At 67.9% G+C, this 15,696-nt stretch carries 19 protein-coding genes and 2 tRNA genes; 15 read left to right on the top strand and 6 right to left on the bottom strand.

The features are described from left to right. Positions 1-271 precede the first annotated feature (271 nt). Positions 272-1,483, bottom strand: a complete 1,212-nt coding sequence (gene ilvA / locus ACNS88_RS07895; protein WP_435095467.1) for a threonine ammonia-lyase — start codon at positions 1,481-1,483, stop codon at positions 272-274. Positions 1,484-1,746: 263 nt separating this feature from the next. After that, the gene (locus ACNS88_RS07900) at positions 1,747-2,190 is read right to left on the bottom strand and encodes a gamma-glutamylcyclotransferase family protein (RefSeq protein ID WP_435095930.1); all 444 of its coding nucleotides are present in this window, start codon (positions 2,188-2,190) and stop codon (positions 1,747-1,749) included. 144 nt (positions 2,191-2,334) lie between these two features. Between ACNS88_RS07900 and ACNS88_RS07905 the strand changes: the two genes are divergently transcribed. The 6 genes from ACNS88_RS07905 (at position 2,335) to ACNS88_RS07930 (ending at position 8,051) form a co-directional block, all read left to right on the top strand. Further along, the gene (locus tag ACNS88_RS07905; RefSeq protein ID WP_435095470.1) at positions 2,335-3,762 is read left to right on the top strand and encodes an MATE family efflux transporter; all 1,428 of its coding nucleotides are present in this window, start codon (positions 2,335-2,337) and stop codon (positions 3,760-3,762) included. Between the two features lie 49 nt (positions 3,763-3,811). Continuing rightward, entirely contained in the window at positions 3,812-5,320 is a 1,509-nt protein-coding gene (locus tag ACNS88_RS07910) for a stage II sporulation protein M (RefSeq protein ID WP_435095473.1), read from the top strand. Positions 5,321-5,416: 96 nt separating this feature from the next. Beyond that, entirely contained in the window at positions 5,417-5,953 is a 537-nt protein-coding gene (locus ACNS88_RS07915) for an Hsp20/alpha crystallin family protein (protein WP_435095476.1), read from the top strand. A gap of 84 nt (positions 5,954-6,037) precedes the next feature. Next, the gene (hsp14, locus tag ACNS88_RS07920; RefSeq protein WP_435095479.1) at positions 6,038-6,451 is read left to right on the top strand and encodes an archaeal heat shock protein Hsp14; all 414 of its coding nucleotides are present in this window, start codon (positions 6,038-6,040) and stop codon (positions 6,449-6,451) included. A gap of 75 nt (positions 6,452-6,526) precedes the next feature. Beyond that, entirely contained in the window at positions 6,527-7,177 is a 651-nt protein-coding gene (locus ACNS88_RS07925; protein WP_435095482.1) for a protein-L-isoaspartate(D-aspartate) O-methyltransferase, read from the top strand. A 70-nt stretch (positions 7,178-7,247) separates the two neighbouring features. Further along, complete coding sequence (locus tag ACNS88_RS07930; RefSeq protein ID WP_435095485.1) at positions 7,248-8,051, top strand: protein-L-isoaspartate O-methyltransferase family protein; 804 nt, start codon at positions 7,248-7,250, stop codon at positions 8,049-8,051. A 45-nt stretch (positions 8,052-8,096) separates the two neighbouring features. Here ACNS88_RS07930 and ACNS88_RS07935 read toward each other — a convergent pair whose 3' ends face one another. Further along, complete coding sequence (locus ACNS88_RS07935; protein WP_435095488.1) at positions 8,097-8,573, bottom strand: DUF7382 domain-containing protein; 477 nt, start codon at positions 8,571-8,573, stop codon at positions 8,097-8,099. A 106-nt stretch (positions 8,574-8,679) separates the two neighbouring features. Here ACNS88_RS07935 and ACNS88_RS07940 point away from each other — a divergent pair, with 106 nt between their 5' ends. From ACNS88_RS07940 to ACNS88_RS07955, 4 genes are read left to right on the top strand one after another with little or no spacing between them, the layout of a single operon-like run. Then, positions 8,680-9,834 (top strand): ATP-binding protein, encoded by a 1,155-nt coding sequence (locus tag ACNS88_RS07940; protein ID WP_435095491.1) that lies wholly within the window; start codon positions 8,680-8,682, stop codon positions 9,832-9,834. A 19-nt stretch (positions 9,835-9,853) separates the two neighbouring features. Beyond that, on the top strand, positions 9,854-10,201 hold the full coding sequence (locus tag ACNS88_RS07945; RefSeq protein ID WP_435095494.1) for a fluoride efflux transporter FluC: 348 nt from the start codon (positions 9,854-9,856) through the stop codon (positions 10,199-10,201). Next, entirely contained in the window at positions 10,198-10,554 is a 357-nt protein-coding gene (locus ACNS88_RS07950; protein WP_435095497.1) for a fluoride efflux transporter FluC, read from the top strand. Before ACNS88_RS07945 ends, ACNS88_RS07950 begins: the two co-directional genes overlap by 4 nt. A 52-nt stretch (positions 10,555-10,606) precedes the next feature. Then, entirely contained in the window at positions 10,607-10,942 is a 336-nt protein-coding gene (locus tag ACNS88_RS07955; protein WP_435095500.1) for a hypothetical protein, read from the top strand. Between the two features lie 37 nt (positions 10,943-10,979). Here the strand turns inward: ACNS88_RS07955 and cca are convergent, their stop codons facing one another. Further along, entirely contained in the window at positions 10,980-12,368 is a 1,389-nt protein-coding gene (gene cca, locus ACNS88_RS07960; protein ID WP_435095503.1) for a CCA tRNA nucleotidyltransferase, read from the bottom strand. Positions 12,369-12,541: 173 nt separating this feature from the next. Here cca and ACNS88_RS07965 point away from each other — a divergent pair. From ACNS88_RS07965 to ACNS88_RS07975, 3 genes are all read left to right on the top strand, one after another. Continuing rightward, a tRNA-Asn gene (locus tag ACNS88_RS07965) sits at positions 12,542-12,614 on the top strand. A 58-nt stretch (positions 12,615-12,672) separates the two neighbouring features. Next, positions 12,673-13,149 (top strand): group I intron-associated PD-(D/E)XK endonuclease, encoded by a 477-nt coding sequence (locus tag ACNS88_RS07970; protein ID WP_435095506.1) that lies wholly within the window; start codon positions 12,673-12,675, stop codon positions 13,147-13,149. 33 nt (positions 13,150-13,182) lie between these two features. Beyond that, positions 13,183-13,257 (top strand) — tRNA-Ile (locus tag ACNS88_RS07975). 4 nt (positions 13,258-13,261) lie between these two features. Here the strand turns inward: ACNS88_RS07975 and ACNS88_RS07980 are convergent. Both ACNS88_RS07980 and ACNS88_RS07985 read right to left on the bottom strand, forming a co-directional pair. After that, entirely contained in the window at positions 13,262-14,125 is an 864-nt protein-coding gene (locus ACNS88_RS07980) for a TIGR01548 family HAD-type hydrolase (RefSeq protein WP_435095509.1), read from the bottom strand. A 72-nt stretch (positions 14,126-14,197) separates the two neighbouring features. Continuing rightward, positions 14,198-14,698, bottom strand: a complete 501-nt coding sequence (locus tag ACNS88_RS07985) for a UPF0146 family protein (RefSeq protein WP_435095512.1) — start codon at positions 14,696-14,698, stop codon at positions 14,198-14,200. Between the two features lie 39 nt (positions 14,699-14,737). On the opposite strand from ACNS88_RS07985, the gene ACNS88_RS07990 reads away from it, so the two are divergent. Continuing rightward, positions 14,738-15,259 carry an archaemetzincin family Zn-dependent metalloprotease gene (locus tag ACNS88_RS07990; RefSeq protein ID WP_435095515.1) on the top strand — a complete coding sequence of 174 codons (522 nt, stop codon included), beginning with the start codon at positions 14,738-14,740 and terminating at the stop codon, positions 15,257-15,259. A 69-nt stretch (positions 15,260-15,328) separates the two neighbouring features. Then, positions 15,329-15,628, top strand: coding sequence for a DUF6432 family protein (locus ACNS88_RS07995; RefSeq protein WP_435095518.1), 300 nt, complete (start codon positions 15,329-15,331; stop codon positions 15,626-15,628). Positions 15,629-15,696 lie beyond the last annotated feature (68 nt).

A 15,696-nucleotide genomic window follows, 5' to 3' on the forward strand; every position in this document is an offset into this window, starting at 1 on the left:
CTGACGCTCCTTCACTGCGGTGCTTACTGCGCCGTGCTTCGTCCTCGCTGCTGCCCCTTTGAGTCCCGCCCACCCGCAACCGCACGCAGCCTCACACCTCCCCAGCCTCGTCAGTCGCCCTCCGCGTCGCTCCGGGCGACTGACTCCAGCGAGGGACCGGAGGTCCCTCTGGCAGTCGGGCTTCGCCCGACGACCTCGCGCGGTGCTGCTCGCGCCCGGTGGGCGCTCGCAGGCACGCGCCACCGCAGATCTATTTATAAGGAGTCCTCGATCACGAGAGAATTTCGACCACGTAGCCGTCGGCTTCGAGGGCGTCGACGATGTCGGCGGCGTGTTCGGCGTCGTCGGTCTCCAGTTCCAGTTCGAGCTCGGCGGCGTTGACGGCCACGTCCCGCGAAGTGCGGTCGTGGTGGACCGCGTACACGTTCGCGCCGGTACGAGCGACGATACTGGAGACGCGCTCTAATTCGCCGGGGCGGTCTTTCAGGTCGATCGTGATCTTGAGGTAGCGGCCCATCTGGACGAGTCCGCGCCGGATCACGGTGCCGAGGCGGTTGAGATCGATGTTGCCGCCGCAGAGCGCCGCGACGATCGTCTCGCCGTCGTCGTACTCGAACGCCTCCGAGAGGACGGCCGCGAGCGCGACCGCGCCGGCGCCCTCGACGAGCGTCTTCGAGCGCTCTAAGAGGAGCGTGAGCGCCAAGGCAATCTCGCGGTCGTCAACGGTGACGACCTCGTCGACGTACGCCGACATCACCGCGAGCGTCTGCTCGCCGATCGACCGGGTGGCGATCCCGTCGGCGATCGTGTCGACGCTGTCGATCTCGCGGACCTCGCCCGCTTCCAGCGATTTCGCGGCGGATGCCGCGCCTTCGGCCTGCACGCCGACGACCCGCACGTCCGGGAGCTGTTCTTTGATCGCGACGGCGACGCCCGAGATGAGCCCGCCGCCGCCGATCGGGACGACGACCGTGTCGAGGTCGGGGCAGTCGTCGACGATTTCGAGGCCGAGCGTCCCCTGTCCGGCCATCACGACGGGGTCGTCGAACGCGTGGACGTACGTCCGATCCTCCTTCCCTTCGAGTTCGTGGGCGTACGCCTGCGCCTCGTCGTAGTCGACGCCCTCCAGCCGGACGCTGGCGCCGTACCCGCGGGTGGCCTTCACCTTCGAGACGGGCGCGAACTTCGGCATCACGACGGTGGCGTCGACGCCGGCGCGCTCGGCCGCGAGCGCGACCCCCTGCGCGTGGTTGCCCGCGCTCGCGGTGACCACGCCGGCCTCGCGCTCGGTCTCTGAGAGCGTGGCGATCCGGTTCATCGCCCCGCGGATCTTGAACGCCCCGGTGCGCTGGAAGTTCTCCAGCTTGAGGTGCACGTCCGCGCCGCTCATCTCGGAGAAGGTCCGCGACCGCTCTAAGGGCGTGTGCCGGGCCACGTCGCTGACGCGCTCGCGCGCGTCACGAACGTTGGAGAGGCTGATCATACGCGACGTTCGCCGCGCCGACCGCTAATCGGTTCCGGTCCGCTCCGTTTCGCCGCCGAACGAGCGGAGCCGAAACCGGGCCCGAACCGGACCGAAACCGGGCCCGAATCGAACCCGAACCGAGCCACCGGCTCGTCGTCTATCAGTCAAGGGGGGAATGCACGCGTGTGACGTGCGAGTGAATCGAAACGGGCCGAATACAAAAAGGTGAGGCTAGCGGAGTGAAAGTAAAAACGCAAGACTGCGGCGCCGTCATCGCTCCGTCAGACGGGTTTGGGGGGAGTTAACCGCACTCGAACGTCCGTCTGTTCGAGGTACCGATCGACCTGCTCGGCGAACGCGGAACCGTCGTCGCCGTCGCCCACTTCGTCGTTGGCGCTCGCGTCCAGCCACACCGCGTCCGCGTCGAGCCGGTCGGGGTCGCCGACGTACACCGCCGCCTCGTCCGGGTGACCGTCGGGCGCGTCGAGCGGAACCGTCACCCGCCGGTACAGCCCCGTCGCGACGCCCTCGTACTCGTCGAGAGCGTCCGGCTCCTCGATCCGGAGGAGCCGTCCACCGGTCTCGCCGCCCGGCGCGAGCGTCGGACTCCGCCCCTCGACGAGGTGGAGCCCGAACAACGTCGCCGGCCCGACGTACACGTACGAGTCGAGTACCTCGGCGACCCGTTCCGGTTCGGTCAGCGTTCCGTACACGAACACGTCCATACTTTGTGTGTGCATGTGTGTCGTTCGCATGCTTCAACGTTCGGGCGGTGGGCGATTCCGCTCCGGATCGGTGACCGGATCGCACCCGGCGGAGTCCTCCGACTCCGATACGGTGAAAGCCCGTCCGTTCCTCCACGGTGACATATGGACCTCTCGCGGCTGCGGCGCGTCTGGACGCGAGTGTTCTCGCTCGCGTGGCCGGTCATGGCCGAGCAGACGTCCCGCACCGCGATGCGAACGACCGATATCCTCGTCACCGCGCTGTTCTCGCCGGCGGCCGTGGTCGCGATCGGGCTCGCAGACCTCTACGCCCGGTTTCCACTCCGGTTCGGGCTCGGGCTCGGCGGTGGCGCGATCGCACTCTCCTCGCAGGACACCGGCGCGGGCGCGAGCGACACCCGGGACGAAGCGGTGACACAGGCGATCCTCGTCGGCGCGCTCGCGGGGATCCCCTTCGTGCTCTTCGGCCTCTTCTTCGGCGAGTACGCGATCGACGTGTTCGGACGGCTCGTCGGCGGGCGTACTTCGCCGGCGGTCGTCGCCCTCGGATCGACGTACCTCGCGATCGTCTTCGCGACCGCCCCCGCGCGCCACGTCGCCTTGGTCGCCGGCCGTGCGCTCCAGGGGACCGGTGACACCCGCACCCCGATGTACGTCAACGTCGCCGCCAACTCCGTCAACATCACGGGGTCGGTCGTCCTCGGGCTCGGCCTGTTCGGTCTCCCGCGGCTGGAGGTCGTCGGCGTCGGCCTCGCGACCGCCGGCGCCAACGTGTTCACGGCCGGACTCCTCTGTCTCGCCATCTGGGGCCCATGGACCGACGCGTCGTTCGCCCGCCCCCGCGACCTCACGATCGCTAGCCAGCTCCTCCGGGTGAGTACCCCCCGCGTGCTCGAGGGGTTCGGCTCGGAGATCGCCGAGTTCCCCTTTAACGCGCTCCTCTTAGGCTTCGGTGAGTCCGTCAACGCCGGGTTCCAGATCGGTCGGCGGGTGTATCAGCAGGTGACGGGGCCGCTCTCGCGCGGATACAACGTCGCCGCCTCGGTGCTGGTCGGCCAAGCGCTCGGCGCCGGCGACCCGGAAGCGGCCCGATTCAACGGGTGGGCCGTCGCCGGGCTGGGCGTGTTCACCGTCGGAGTGATCGGACTCGCTCTGGTCGCGCTCGCGCCTCGGCTGGTCCCGGTCTTCACCGACGACGCCCCCACGATCGCGTACGCCGTCGATTTCGCCCGCGTCTACGGTCTCGCCGCTGCCGGGCTGGCCTGCTTCTCCGCGCTCTCCGGGGCACTGCAAGGGGCCAGTGAGACCCGGATTCCCTTCGTCGCTCGCGTGTCCGCGATGTTCGGCCTCTTTCTCGGGGTGTCGTGGCTTCTCGGGCGAACGGCCGGATTCGGTCCGCAGGGGGCGTACGTCGGCGTGTTCCTCGCGTACGCCTGGATGGCGCTCGTCGTCACCGCCGGCTTCCGCTACTCGGGATGGGCCGACCGCGCCGCGGGACTGATGGCCGAGCGCGGGAGCGACGCCGCCGCCGGCTCGACACCGAACGAGCCGCCGGACCGCATCTCGAAGTGACCGTTCGAGCCACTCGATTTTTAAGTATCAGAGCATCGAACCGGACGGCATGGACCTGTCATCCGCGCTCTCCGCCACCGCGTCGACCCTCCGGCGGCGCCCCGCCGACCTGCTCCCGTTTTACCTCCTCGGCACGGCCGTCCCCGTGATCGCTCGGATGGGCCTGTACGTCGCGCTCGCCGGGACATACCTCCACTTCGAGCTGACCGGTCGGCTCGCGGACGTGCGCCGAGCGCTCGCCGAGCTGGACCTGACGCCGCCCGATACGCAAGACCCCGAGGCCGTCCAGGCGTGGGCCGAGAGTGTGGGACCGGCGCTTTCACCCCTCGCGTCGCCGACCGCGGTCCTGCTCTTGACCGTCGGTACGGTCGCGACGGTCCTCTTAGCCGTCCTGACGTACGCCGCTGTCTCCGCCGGACAGATGTCGGCGGTCGCCGGCCGCGTTCGCGGCGGTCGCGGGCTCACTGCCGGAATCGCCGGTGTTCGGGGACGCTGGCTCACCTTTCTCGGCCTCTACGTGGCCGAATTCTTGCTGTGGATCGGGGTGTCGCTGCTCGCCGCGCTCGCGGTCGGCGGCGCGTTCCTCGTCAACCCCTTCCTCGGGGCCGCGGTTGCGCTCCTCTCGCTGCTCGTCGGACTGGTCGTCCTGCTCCTCGTCCGCGCTGTGTTCGCGTTCGCGCCGGCCGCGGTCGTCGTCGATGAGACGGGCGTGGTCGGCGCCGTCGAGGGCGCGGGCGGGTTCGTTCGGTCGAACCCAGTCGACGCCCTCGCGTACCTCGTCGTCGCCGTCGGCGTGCTGGTGGCGATCTCCTCGGCCGCGTCCGCGCTCGCGTTCCTCGGTGGCGGGGCCGTCGTCGCGCTCGTCAGCGCGGTCGTCGCCGCCCCCGCGCTCGATTTGCTCAAAACTGTCCTGTACGGTGATCACCGCGGTATCGCTGCCCCTGTCGAGCCGGTCGACATCCGGCTCCGCGACCAGTTCGTCGGGGGCGTCCGCCGCGGCTGGCGCGAGATGACCGGATTCGTCCGGCGAACGCCGGGGCTGCACGCGATCGCGATCCTCGTCGGCGTCGGGTTCGGCGTGGTCGGCTGGTTCGCTGTCGACCCCTTCGTCGGCGCGGTCACCACGTCGATCGAGTCGCGGCTGGTCGACCACCTCCCGCCGACGGCCGCGCTCAACTTCTTTGGCAACAACTGGTCGGTCGCGATGGCCACCTCGTTCGGCGGCGTCGCGCTCGTGCTCCCCGCGCTCTCGTCGATCGCGTTCAACGGGTTCGCGCTCGGCGCCACCGCGGCGTTAGAGACGAACCTCGCCGCACTGCTCGCGTTCGTCCTCCCCCACGGAATCCTCGAGATTCCCGCGCTCTTCGTCTCCGGTGCGCTGGGGATCCACCTCGGGATCGCCTCGTGGCGGACGTTCCGTGGTCGGCTATCCCGTGAGGCGTTCGCCGACGCCCTCGAACGCGCGTTCTGGGTGCTGATGGGTGTCGGTGTGCTGATCGCGGTCGCCGCCGTCATCGAGGGGTTCGTGAGCCCGTACTACTGGCGACCGTTCCTCTAGGGCTTACGACTCCTCGCGGTCGACGCTGTCGTGTTGCTCCCGCTTCCCGACTCCCGCCCGTACGTTCAAGTCGCTGCGTCCCGAATCCTGACCTGTATGACACGACGCGATCCCTTCACCGAGATAGAGGACCTGCTCGAACGGATGGGCCGGGAGTTCGAAGAGCTCGGCGGCACGCTCGACACGCCGGGGTCCGGCGCTCCCGGATTCCCGGGCGCCCGCGATATCGACGTCGACGTTCTCGAGGACGACGAGACGATCACTGTACTCGCCGACCTCCCGGGTTTCGACGCCGACGAGATTGAGGTGGAACTCAACGATGACGCCCTCTCGATCGCGGCCACCCACGAGGAGACGCGGGACGTAGAGGTGGGTGTCGACGAGGACGATACGAGTGCAGACGAGGATGCCGAGAGCAGCGACGCGGACGACGGCTCCGAGACCGAAGACGACGCGGACGTTCGCTACCACCGCCACGAGCGGCGTCACCGCGCGGTGTCTCGGCGGATTCCGCTCCCGGACCCCGTCGAACGTGACGGCACGACCGCCTCGTACGACGACGGCGTGCTCACCGTCACACTACCCAAGCGGTCGTCCTCGGGCGGCGCCGGCCACAGTATCGACGTGTCGTGACGTGGTTGGCCGAAAAGCGGGCGTTACTGCCCTTGTCGGTCTGAGTCCCCTCGAAGCCCCTGCTGCGAGCTATCGGTGAGTATCATGAACAGAACCAACCCCTTCGACGAGATCGAGCAGTTCTTCGGCCGCGGCCCGTTCGGCGGCGACCGAGCGTGGGGGCGTGACCTCCGGACCACCGACATCGACGTGGCCGAGTACGACGACGAGTTCGTCGTCATGGCCGACCTCCCGGGATACGACCGCGAGGATATCGACGTGCGAGCAGCGAAGGACCGGCTCACGATCACCGCCGAGCGTGACACGGAACACGAGGACGCCGACCAGCGGTACCTCCGACGCGAGCGACGCCACGAGTCGATCACCCGGTCCGTCGATCTCCCGGGAGCGATCGTCGATGATGACGCGAGCGCGACGTACCACCACGGCGTACTCACGGTCACGCTCCCCAAGGCCGCCGACGAGACGGACGACGGCCACCGAATCGATATCGCGTAGGCCGACTTCGACTTTTGGCCCGGTTTTTTTCACCCTCCCGACACCTTCTCCACGCATCGGGTGCTACACAATCTCATGGACGACGCCAATCGCGACACGGCAGGCAACTACGACACGGCCCGCCGCGAACTCGTTGCCGACCTCCGGCGTCGGCTCGACGTCGACGAGCGGGCGCTCGCGGCGATCGAGTCGGTACCGCGGCACGCGTTCGTCCCGGAGGACCGGCAGTCGAGCGCCTACGCCGACCGACCGCTCCCGATCGGCCACGATCAGACGATCAGCGCGCCGCACATCGTCGCGCTCATGACCGACCTGCTCGACGTCGAACCCGGCGATAGAGTCTTGGAGGTCGGCACAGGCTGCGGATACCACGCCGCGGTCGTCGCCGAAATCGTCGGTTCGGAGAACGTTTACAGCGTCGAGTACGTTCCCGAACTGGCTGAGGCGGCCCGCGAGCGGCTTCACTGGCTCGGATACGACGTGGTCGTCGACGCGGGCGACGGGCGGACGGCGTTCCCCGACGAGGCAGCCTTCGACGCCGCGTACCTGACCTGCGCGCCGGCGGACGGCGTCCCTGACTCGATCGTTGACCGCGTGCGAACGGGTGGTCGTGTCGTCGCGCCGATCGGCCCCGCCGGCAAACAGCGGCTCGTCCGCCTGACGGTCGGCGAAGAGGGCATCGGCCGCGAGGACTACGGCGGCGTCCGATTCGTTCCGATGCGGTGACGTGCGATACAATGACAAGCGATGCGACGACGAGCGAGCGCTTTTAGAGGACCGAGTACCGAGTCGGATTATGGACGAGGCGTCGCTTCGGGCCGACATGATCGAAGGGCTCGAACACCAGATCGGCGAGACGCTGGACGAGCCCGTGCTGACGGCGCTCCAGCGCGTCTCTCGAGACCCCTTCGTCGACGATGCTTCGACGGCCGGGGGCGAGACAGTCCGGACGGGCGGGAGCGGCGGAACTGGAGACCGGTCGCTCGCGCCCGCGACGGTCGTGCGGCTGATCTCTGCGCTCGACGTCGACGAAGACGACGAAGTGCTCGTCGTGGGCGCGGGCGTCGGCTACTCCGTCGCACTGCTTGCCGAGATAGCCGGCGCGAGGCGCGTCCACGCGATCGACATCGACCGCGAGGCGGTCGCGATTGCCCGCTCGAACCTCTCGACGGCCGGATACGACGCCGTGCTCGTCGACTGCCGCGACGGGGTAAACGGGCTCCCCGAGTACGCGCCGTACGACCGAATTCTCCTCGAGTCAGGGGTCGTCGAGCCGCCACGAGCGCTCCGGGAGCAGCTGTCTGAGGGGGGTCGAATCGTCTACCCCCGTGGGACGGCGGTCCAGACGATCGCCGCGATCGAACCCGATCCGGAGCGAGTCGCGTCAGATCGCGCTCCCGACGACGATGACGCCCCGGCAGGCTTCCGGACGGTTGCGACGGGCGGCCCGGCGCGGCTCCAGCCGATGCTCGTCGACGGCGAGCAGCGCGGCGTCGAGCGGAACCGCACGCGTCGCGAGGACGCGGAGCGCGCCGAGCAAGGGCACTTCGCGCGTCACGGCTGGGAGCAGGACTGGATCGACTGGGACGACCGGATCTGATCACGCCGCGACTGCCGACAGTACTCACTCCGCGATCACCAGTACTCACTCCGCGACCACCAGTACTTCGGTGTTCCCGCGCTTGTCGACGCAGTCGCCTTCTGCCGGGGGTTTCACCTCCACTGTGAGGGTCCCGTCCGGCTGGTTCGGTCCGAGTTCCGGATCGACGTCGACCGTCGCAACTCCGTCGGAATCTGTTGTTCCAGTTGCGACGCCGTCGATCTGTGCCGATCCGCTCCGCACGATCACCGTTGCGTCCGCGACGCGCGAACCGTCGGGATCGAGGACGGCGACATCGAGCGACTGTTCGCCCGGAGTCGTCACCTCCGGCTGCGGCTGCGCGTCGAGTTCCGTCGCGGCCAGCCCGTTGATGTCGCCGATCATCCCCATCATCACGCTGAGACTCGCGACGCCGACGACGAGGGCGATGACCAGCCTGACCGGCAGACCCTCGATGGCCCGACGGTCCGCCCGAAAAGATCGGTCGTTCGCGGTGCGTCCGTCCCGTTTCGAGTGCGGCATACCGTCGGTGGCCGCGGTATCACTGATAAAGGATCGGACGAAGCGGGCGGATCGTTTGGTCTGCCCGCTCCCGACCTTTTTCTGCGATACCGCGGCCATCGCCGCCATGCACGTACTCGGGCGCGATTCCGGTTGCGACGACGGGACCGGCCCTGACGGGGCTGCCCCCTCCGGTGCGAGTGGCGCGGTCGACACCGAACGGCATCCGACCGTCCGGCTCGGATCGTTTCTCGCACGCGACGGGAGCGCTGGTTCCTCGGTCGGCGTCGACGCCGACGGCCCGCACGCCGGGGTCGTCTTCGGCAAGCGAGGGACCGGGAAGTCGTACACACTCGGCGTCCTCGCGGAGGGACTCGGAGCGGCCCGTGGTGTCGCGCCGCTCGTCGTCGACCCGATGGGCGTCTTCGGCGGGCTCCAGGCGGCCGGCGGAAGCGTTGTCAAGCCGCGGATCCGCCCGGCGACGATTCCCCCGGAAGCGTGGCCCGATCTGCTGGGTCTCGACCCGGCGAGCGGGCCGGGGAGCTTGGTGTGGCGCGTCGTCGCCGACGCGCTGGACACTCCCGCCGACGATGGTTCCGAGGACGCTGTCGGATCGCCGTCGCTCGCGGCGCTCCGCGACCGAGTCGACGCCGCGGACGCGCCCACTACAGATCGTCGCGCGGCCGCGAACCACCTTCGACTTGCCGAGTCGTGGGGCGTGTTCGACGCAAACGCGCCGCCGATCACGCGACTCGTCGGTGACGGGGATCCGACCGTTCTCGATCTCGCCGGAGTACCTGAGACGGCCGCGGCCGCGGTCGTCAGGGCAGTCGCCCGCGGGCTCTACGACGCCCGAATCGACGGCGACCTCGATCGGCTCCCGTGGCTGCTCGTCGACGAGGCACACGCCTTCTTCGGCGGCGTCGCCGACCCCGCGCTTCGGACGCTTCTGACCCGCGGTCGCGCACCCGGCGTCTCGGTGGTCTGTGCAACGCAGCGCCCCGGTGCGCTGCCGAGCGTCGCCGTCTCGCAGTCGGATCTCATCGTCGCGCACCGGCTCACCGCCGAGCGCGACCTCGACCGACTGGCCGAGGCGGAGGCGACCTACCTCGCCGGCGACCTCACCTCGCGGCTCCCGACCGGGACCGGTGAGGCGCTCGTCGTCGACGACGCGACGGAGACGGCCCAAACCGTTCGGATCCGCGAACGTCGAACCCCGCACGGCGGCGGCAGCCCGCGAGCGAGCGAGACTCCCGCCGGCGAGTCCGAAGACCCAAGATAACCGCCCCCAACGCCTCGATATGGAACGGACGCCGTTCGGGTTCCTCCTTGTCGCGCTCGGCGGATTCACCGGTGCCGTCGCTAGACACGGCATCGATGTCGCCGTCGGCGACGCGGTCGGGGCTGGAACGCTCCTCGTGAACGTCCTCGGCTCCTTCGCGCTCGGGCTGCTGCTCACGCGCGCCGCGAGCCCCCGGACGCGACTGTTCATCGGCGCCGGCGCGCTCTCGTCGTTCACGACCTACAGCACCTTCGTCGCCGACGCCGTGTCGCTCGGGACGGCCGCCGGCGCAGCGTACATCGCCGCGAGCTATGTCGCCGGCCTTGCGGCCGCCGCGGCCGGGCTGTTCGTCGGGGAGCAACTGTGACCGAACCGCTTCTCGCGGCCGTTCTCGTCGGTCTCGGTGGGTCGATCGGTGCCATGGCTCGCCACGCGGTCGGCCTCCGCATCGACGGTCGCCGCTCCGTCCTGGTCGTCAACGCGCTCGGGAGCCTCACGCTGGGTGCCCTCCTCGCCGCGCCGATCGGCTCCGAAGCGACGCTCGTGGCTGCCGTGGGATTCTGCGGTGCTTTCACGACGTTCTCCTCGTTCGCCGTCGAGACGGTCTCGACCGCGGCCGCCGGCGAAGGCCGAACTGCAGCCGACTTCGCGATCGCAAACCTGGTGGTCGCGCTGCTCGCGTTCCTCGTCGGGGCGGCGATCGGCGGTGGAATCACCTGATCATAGTTCGGGAAACGACAGGTACAGGCGGATCCGGGCCGTACTGAATCGTGTGACTGACGACGTCGAAAATCGGGGTGACGCCCACGGGTCCGCGGTCGATGGCTCGCCCGAAGATATCCCGTCCGACGACCGCGACGGCCCCGACGCGTCCGACGCGCCGGTCGATTTCGGGAAGCTCACGCTCCCGCAACGCGCGTTTGTCGCGGCCGTTCAGAACCCGACCCGCGGTGTCATGATCGCCGGCCTGCTCGCGTTCGCCTTCTCGTTTTACATCGCCTTCTGGCTGGTCTTCCCGCGAGTCGCGGCGTTTCTGTCCGTGGTCGGCGCCGTTCTGGCCGCGATCGTCGCGCTCGTGTACTTCGTTTCTGACCGCGTCTCTCGATAGCGGAACTCGCCTCTCGGCGATTGCTCTTGTTCCCGCCTCACGGGTGCGGCTCGTAGAACTCCCTGAGCGGCACCCCGAACGCGGGCGCGAGCGTCGCCACCGCGTCGCCGACCAGCACGTCGCGCTCGGTGAACTCCCGCTCGACCTGCGCGCCGAGCGCCACGTCGCCGGCGGCGTCGCTCTCGAGGTACTCACGGACCGTCGTGAACTCCCGTTCGCGCTCGACGACGTATCGTTCGCCGTCGATGAACGGACCGTACGTCTCCGGATCCACGTCGTCGGCGTACGATTCGTAGAAGCTCGCGGCGTGTTTCCGCACGGCGACCGGCGGCCCCTCGTGGCGCGTGACGGCCGGCCGCTCCGCGACCTCCAACTCGGTGTACAGCGCGGCGCGCTTGGCACCGTCCTCGTCGGCTTTCGGACTATCTCCGTCAGTCATCGCCCGCGCGCGGAGCACGTCGAAGCCGCGGTCGTTCAGTCCCCGGACGATCCCGTCGAGCGACCGCCGGAGCTGCGGCCACAGTTGGTCGTCGACAAGGTCCGGCGCGTCAAACACGACCGCTACCGGGGTCGTTTCCCGTCGGTCGAGGTGGTCGCGAACGTCGCCGGGGTCGACGGGGGTTGGGTTCTCCGGTTCGAACAGCCCCTCGCTCGGCGCCGCGAGCAGGTCGCGGGCGTAGTGCTGGAACCGAGCGAGGTTTGCAGCCGAGAGGACGGCGGCGACGTTCCGCGTCGGGTCGGTCGGATCGACCACGACGAGCGGGTCGTCGAAGGTCCGCTCCGCGTGGCCCTCCGGGTCGAACTCTACGGGCGGATGCCAGCTCCGGGCGGACTCCACCAGGGGGACGAACCCACCCAGCTCCAAGACGAGCAGCTCGGTCAGATACCCCGAGAACCCCTCGGTGCGAAGATCGCTGCCGTACGCGCCGATCCCCTTTAAAAAGGCCTTCGCGAGTACCACGTCGTCGGCGAGGTCGTCGTCCAGCCGCGCCGAGAGGTACGCGTCGTGAAACGGGGTCCGGTCGACGGCCGAGACGAGGTCGCCGGCGGTCGCCACGTCGTGACAGGGGACCAGATCCACGTCGAACCCCTCGTGTGACCCCTTCACGTAGGGGTGTTCGGCGTACTCCTCGTGACCGTTCGGGAGGACGGCGTGGCCGACGGCGAGCCCGTACTCCTCGAGCTGTTCGCGGTCGAGGTTGGCGTCGAACCGCACGAAGAGATCGATGTCGCGGTCGCCGGAGACCCACGTGCCGCGGGCGGTCGACCCCACCTGTACCACGTCGGCGTCGACCGGGAGGTCGGCGATCGCCTCGCTCGTCCGGTCGGCGAGTTCGGCGGCGACCGCCCGCAGGTGGTCGCGCTCCGCGGGCTCGGGGATCACCCGGTCGCGAACGCGCGACAGCACCGCCTCGAGATCGTCCATGGAGTCGGCTTCTCGCGGTCCGGCCGAAAACGTGTCGGTCACCGGGCGAGTGATGTGATCCGGGAGGCGATCGGTCGACGGCGGGTCGGCGAGATCGGGGTGCGGTAACCGATCGCACCCGAGTCGGGCGGAAACGAAAGCCCTATCAAAACGAATCGAGTACCCTGAATCGAGCCGAAGTAGCTCAGCTGGTAGAGCGCCTCGCTGTTAACGAGGCGGTCCCAGGTTCGAGTCCTGGCTTCGGCGTCCCCTTTCCGCTTCATTCTCAGCTATACTTTTTTGTGTATCTACCTTTCCATCGGATATGACGAATCGGAGCGAGCAATTTGCTTCACTTGAGGAGCCACAGAAACGCGGCCAAGCGGCCGAAGCAATCGTTAAATCAGAATTTGTAAGCTATGGAATTTCTGTTCTATCTCCGGAATACGATAATGAGCCGTATGATCTTGTAGTTGAGATTGAAGGAGATTTCCACCGTATTCAAATAAAAACCGCTTTTGAAGCGACGACCGATGGAGCAGTGCGGTTCCGAACGCGGAGTACCCGGACAAAGAGTTCAGGATATGAGCGAGAAGGGTACGAAGGATCTGTCGATCTTTTTGCAGTCTATGCTCCCGTATGTGATGAAACCTATTTGATACCCATCGAAGATGCTAGTAAAACACAAATGACAATTCGATACGAACAGTCAAAAAACAATAATGTCAAAAATATTAATTGGCATGAAGACTATCTCTTCCATGAGATATTACCCTCCCTCGGTTTCAACCCGACAATATAAAGAGGAACCGAGAGAGACGAATCGATACGAAGAGGGCCTTTAGCTTAGTCCGGTTAAAGCGACTCGCTCATAACGAGTTGATCGCCGGTTCGAATCCGGCAAGGCCCATTTTTCACACCAACAGTCCGACCAGTTCGTTCACGTCGTCGACGACCGCGTCGACTCCCACTTCGGTGTACTTCCGACGCCCCTCGTCGCCGGTCAGGCCGCCCGTGAGGACGCCGATTCCGTAGTAGACGCGGCTCGCGTCCGCGTCGTCGGCGTTGCGCGCGGTCCGCACGTCGTCGAGGGTGTCGCCGGCGAAGGCGATCCGCTCGGCGTCGAACCGCTCCGCGAGTTCGACGAGCGCCCGCGGGTGCGGCTTCCCCTCTTCCCAGTCGTCCATCGTGAACCGGTGCCGCTCGGGCACGTCGAGGCCGACGCGCTCCAAGGCGATCTCCGCCTCGGCGGCGGGCCGCCCCGTCAACACGCCCACGTCGAACCGGTCGGTCAGGTCGGCGATCGTCTCCGGCTCGACCACGGTCGGCTCGTCGTGGATGTACCCCGGCGCCGACAGCGGGGGCTCGCCGCCCTCCAGTTCGCGATACAGCTCCGCGCCGAGGTACAGCGCCTGAAACGTCTCGCGGAGCCGCTCGGTGTCCCACTGGTCGCGGACCCGCGCCTGCGCGACGCGGGGGAGGTCGCCGACGACGTCTTTCGCGGCGTCGAGCCCGCCGCCGCCCTCGGCGACCCGGTCGGTGAAGGTCTCGACGTCCATACCGAGCCCTTCACGGCGGGCAATGACATAGAGAGCGGCCGCGTCCGTCAGCTCCCAGTCGTTGTTGAACCCGCCGGCGTCCTTGAACGACTGGACCGCGTCGCGGTCGATCGTCTTGCCGCACACCCGTTCGATGGACTCGATGATCGCTCGTCGGTAGGAGTCTGCCACGTCGACCAACACCCCGTCGATGTCGAGAACGACTGCGTCGACCTGCATACCCGTACGCCGACAGGAGCGGGAAAGAACGTTCGGGTTCTCGCTGGATCAGCCGGTTTCGGCCCCACCGCTTCACTCGGGGGCGGACGACCGCTCCCCGCGCCCTCCGTCCCGGGCGACATACAGCGAGGCTCCCTCGACGGAGCGTCGGCTGACCGGGACGACCGGCTCCTCGAACCCGAGAGTGGTAAACACGCAGACCGCGTCGAGACGCTCCGCGAATTTGACGGTCGGACGCTGCAACTCGGCCGGGAGGTGACACGCGTACACCGCGTCGATCGCGATGCGGCCGTCCGCGTTGGCGAAGAAATCGGCGTCGCGTTCCGTCTCTCCCGCTGCGAGCGCGAGCACGTCCTCCCGCCGGACGCGGAGCGAGCCGTCGATCGCCTCGTTTTCGGTCTCGCGTGCAGCCGCCAGCGTTCGGTCTCCCGGTTTGACGTCGACGGCGACGACGCGAGAGCCCCGCTCAGTGAGTGCTCGCGCGACTCCCGGTCGGTCGCCGACGCCGATCTCGACGAGGCGCTCGTGTTCCGCGAGTTCGTTGACCAGCGCGCGACGGGTGGGTGAGACCACGGCGCGGGCTTTATGATTGCGGCGGTCATAAGCGATTCCATGCTAGTGGACATCGTCCCAGTCGGGGAGGTCACGCCCCGCGTGAAACGCGAGGCCTCCGCCGCGCTCCGTTCGGTATACGACTGCGACGTGACCGTCCACGACGACCAGCCGATCCCCGAGACGGCCTACGAGGAGGGCCGCGACCAGTACCGCGCCGAGGACCTCATCGAGACCGTCGGCCGCGTCGGCGGCGGTGAGAAGAATATCGGGATCACCCCGCGAGACCTTTATTACCGCCGGCGAAACTACGTATTCGGGCTCGCGTACCTCAACGGTAAGGGGTCCGTCATCTCGACTCACCGGCTCCGAACCTCCTCCGACGGAGGCGTCTCCACCAAGCCCGCGGTCGACGTGTTCGCTGACCGCGTCCGCAAAGAGGTCGTCCACGAGATCGGTCACACGCTCGGCTTAGAGCACTGCGACAACAGCAAGTGCGTCATGTCTTTCTCGCCGACCGTCCGCGAGGTCGACGTGAAAGAGGAGAACCTCTGCGGCTCCTGTTCGCGGCTCGTTCGGTAGCGTCCGTCGGTCGGGGGCGACTCGCTTTTCGCCGGTAAAGGTAAACCGTGTCCTGTCCAATTACTTTGTATGGCCGCAAAGCCGGAATACCGCGACCGGCCGGACGTCGAGGTCGCGCTGTTGGACGCGCTGGTCGACCGCGGCGACGAGGGGATGACGGTGCTGGAGTTGCGCGCGGCCGTCGACGCCGACATCGACGCTATTGAGGAGTCGCTATCGGTGCTGAAAGCGGATTCGCTGATCACCGTCGAAAGCGAAGAACAGGTTCGCGTGTACCCGCACGACCGCGTCGTTCCCGATCCCGATGAAGAGATCGAGAACGGCCCGGACACCCTCCTCGACGCCGTCCGCGACCGGCTCGGGCTGTAGCGGCACGGCGCATACGCGAAAGGCGGAGTACCCGTCCGCATCGCACCGAAGCCAGCGACCTTTTGCCG

The organism is Halorubrum shenae, assembly GCF_051194165.1.
Taxonomy (GTDB): Archaea; Halobacteriota; Halobacteria; order Halobacteriales; family Haloferacaceae; genus Halorubrum.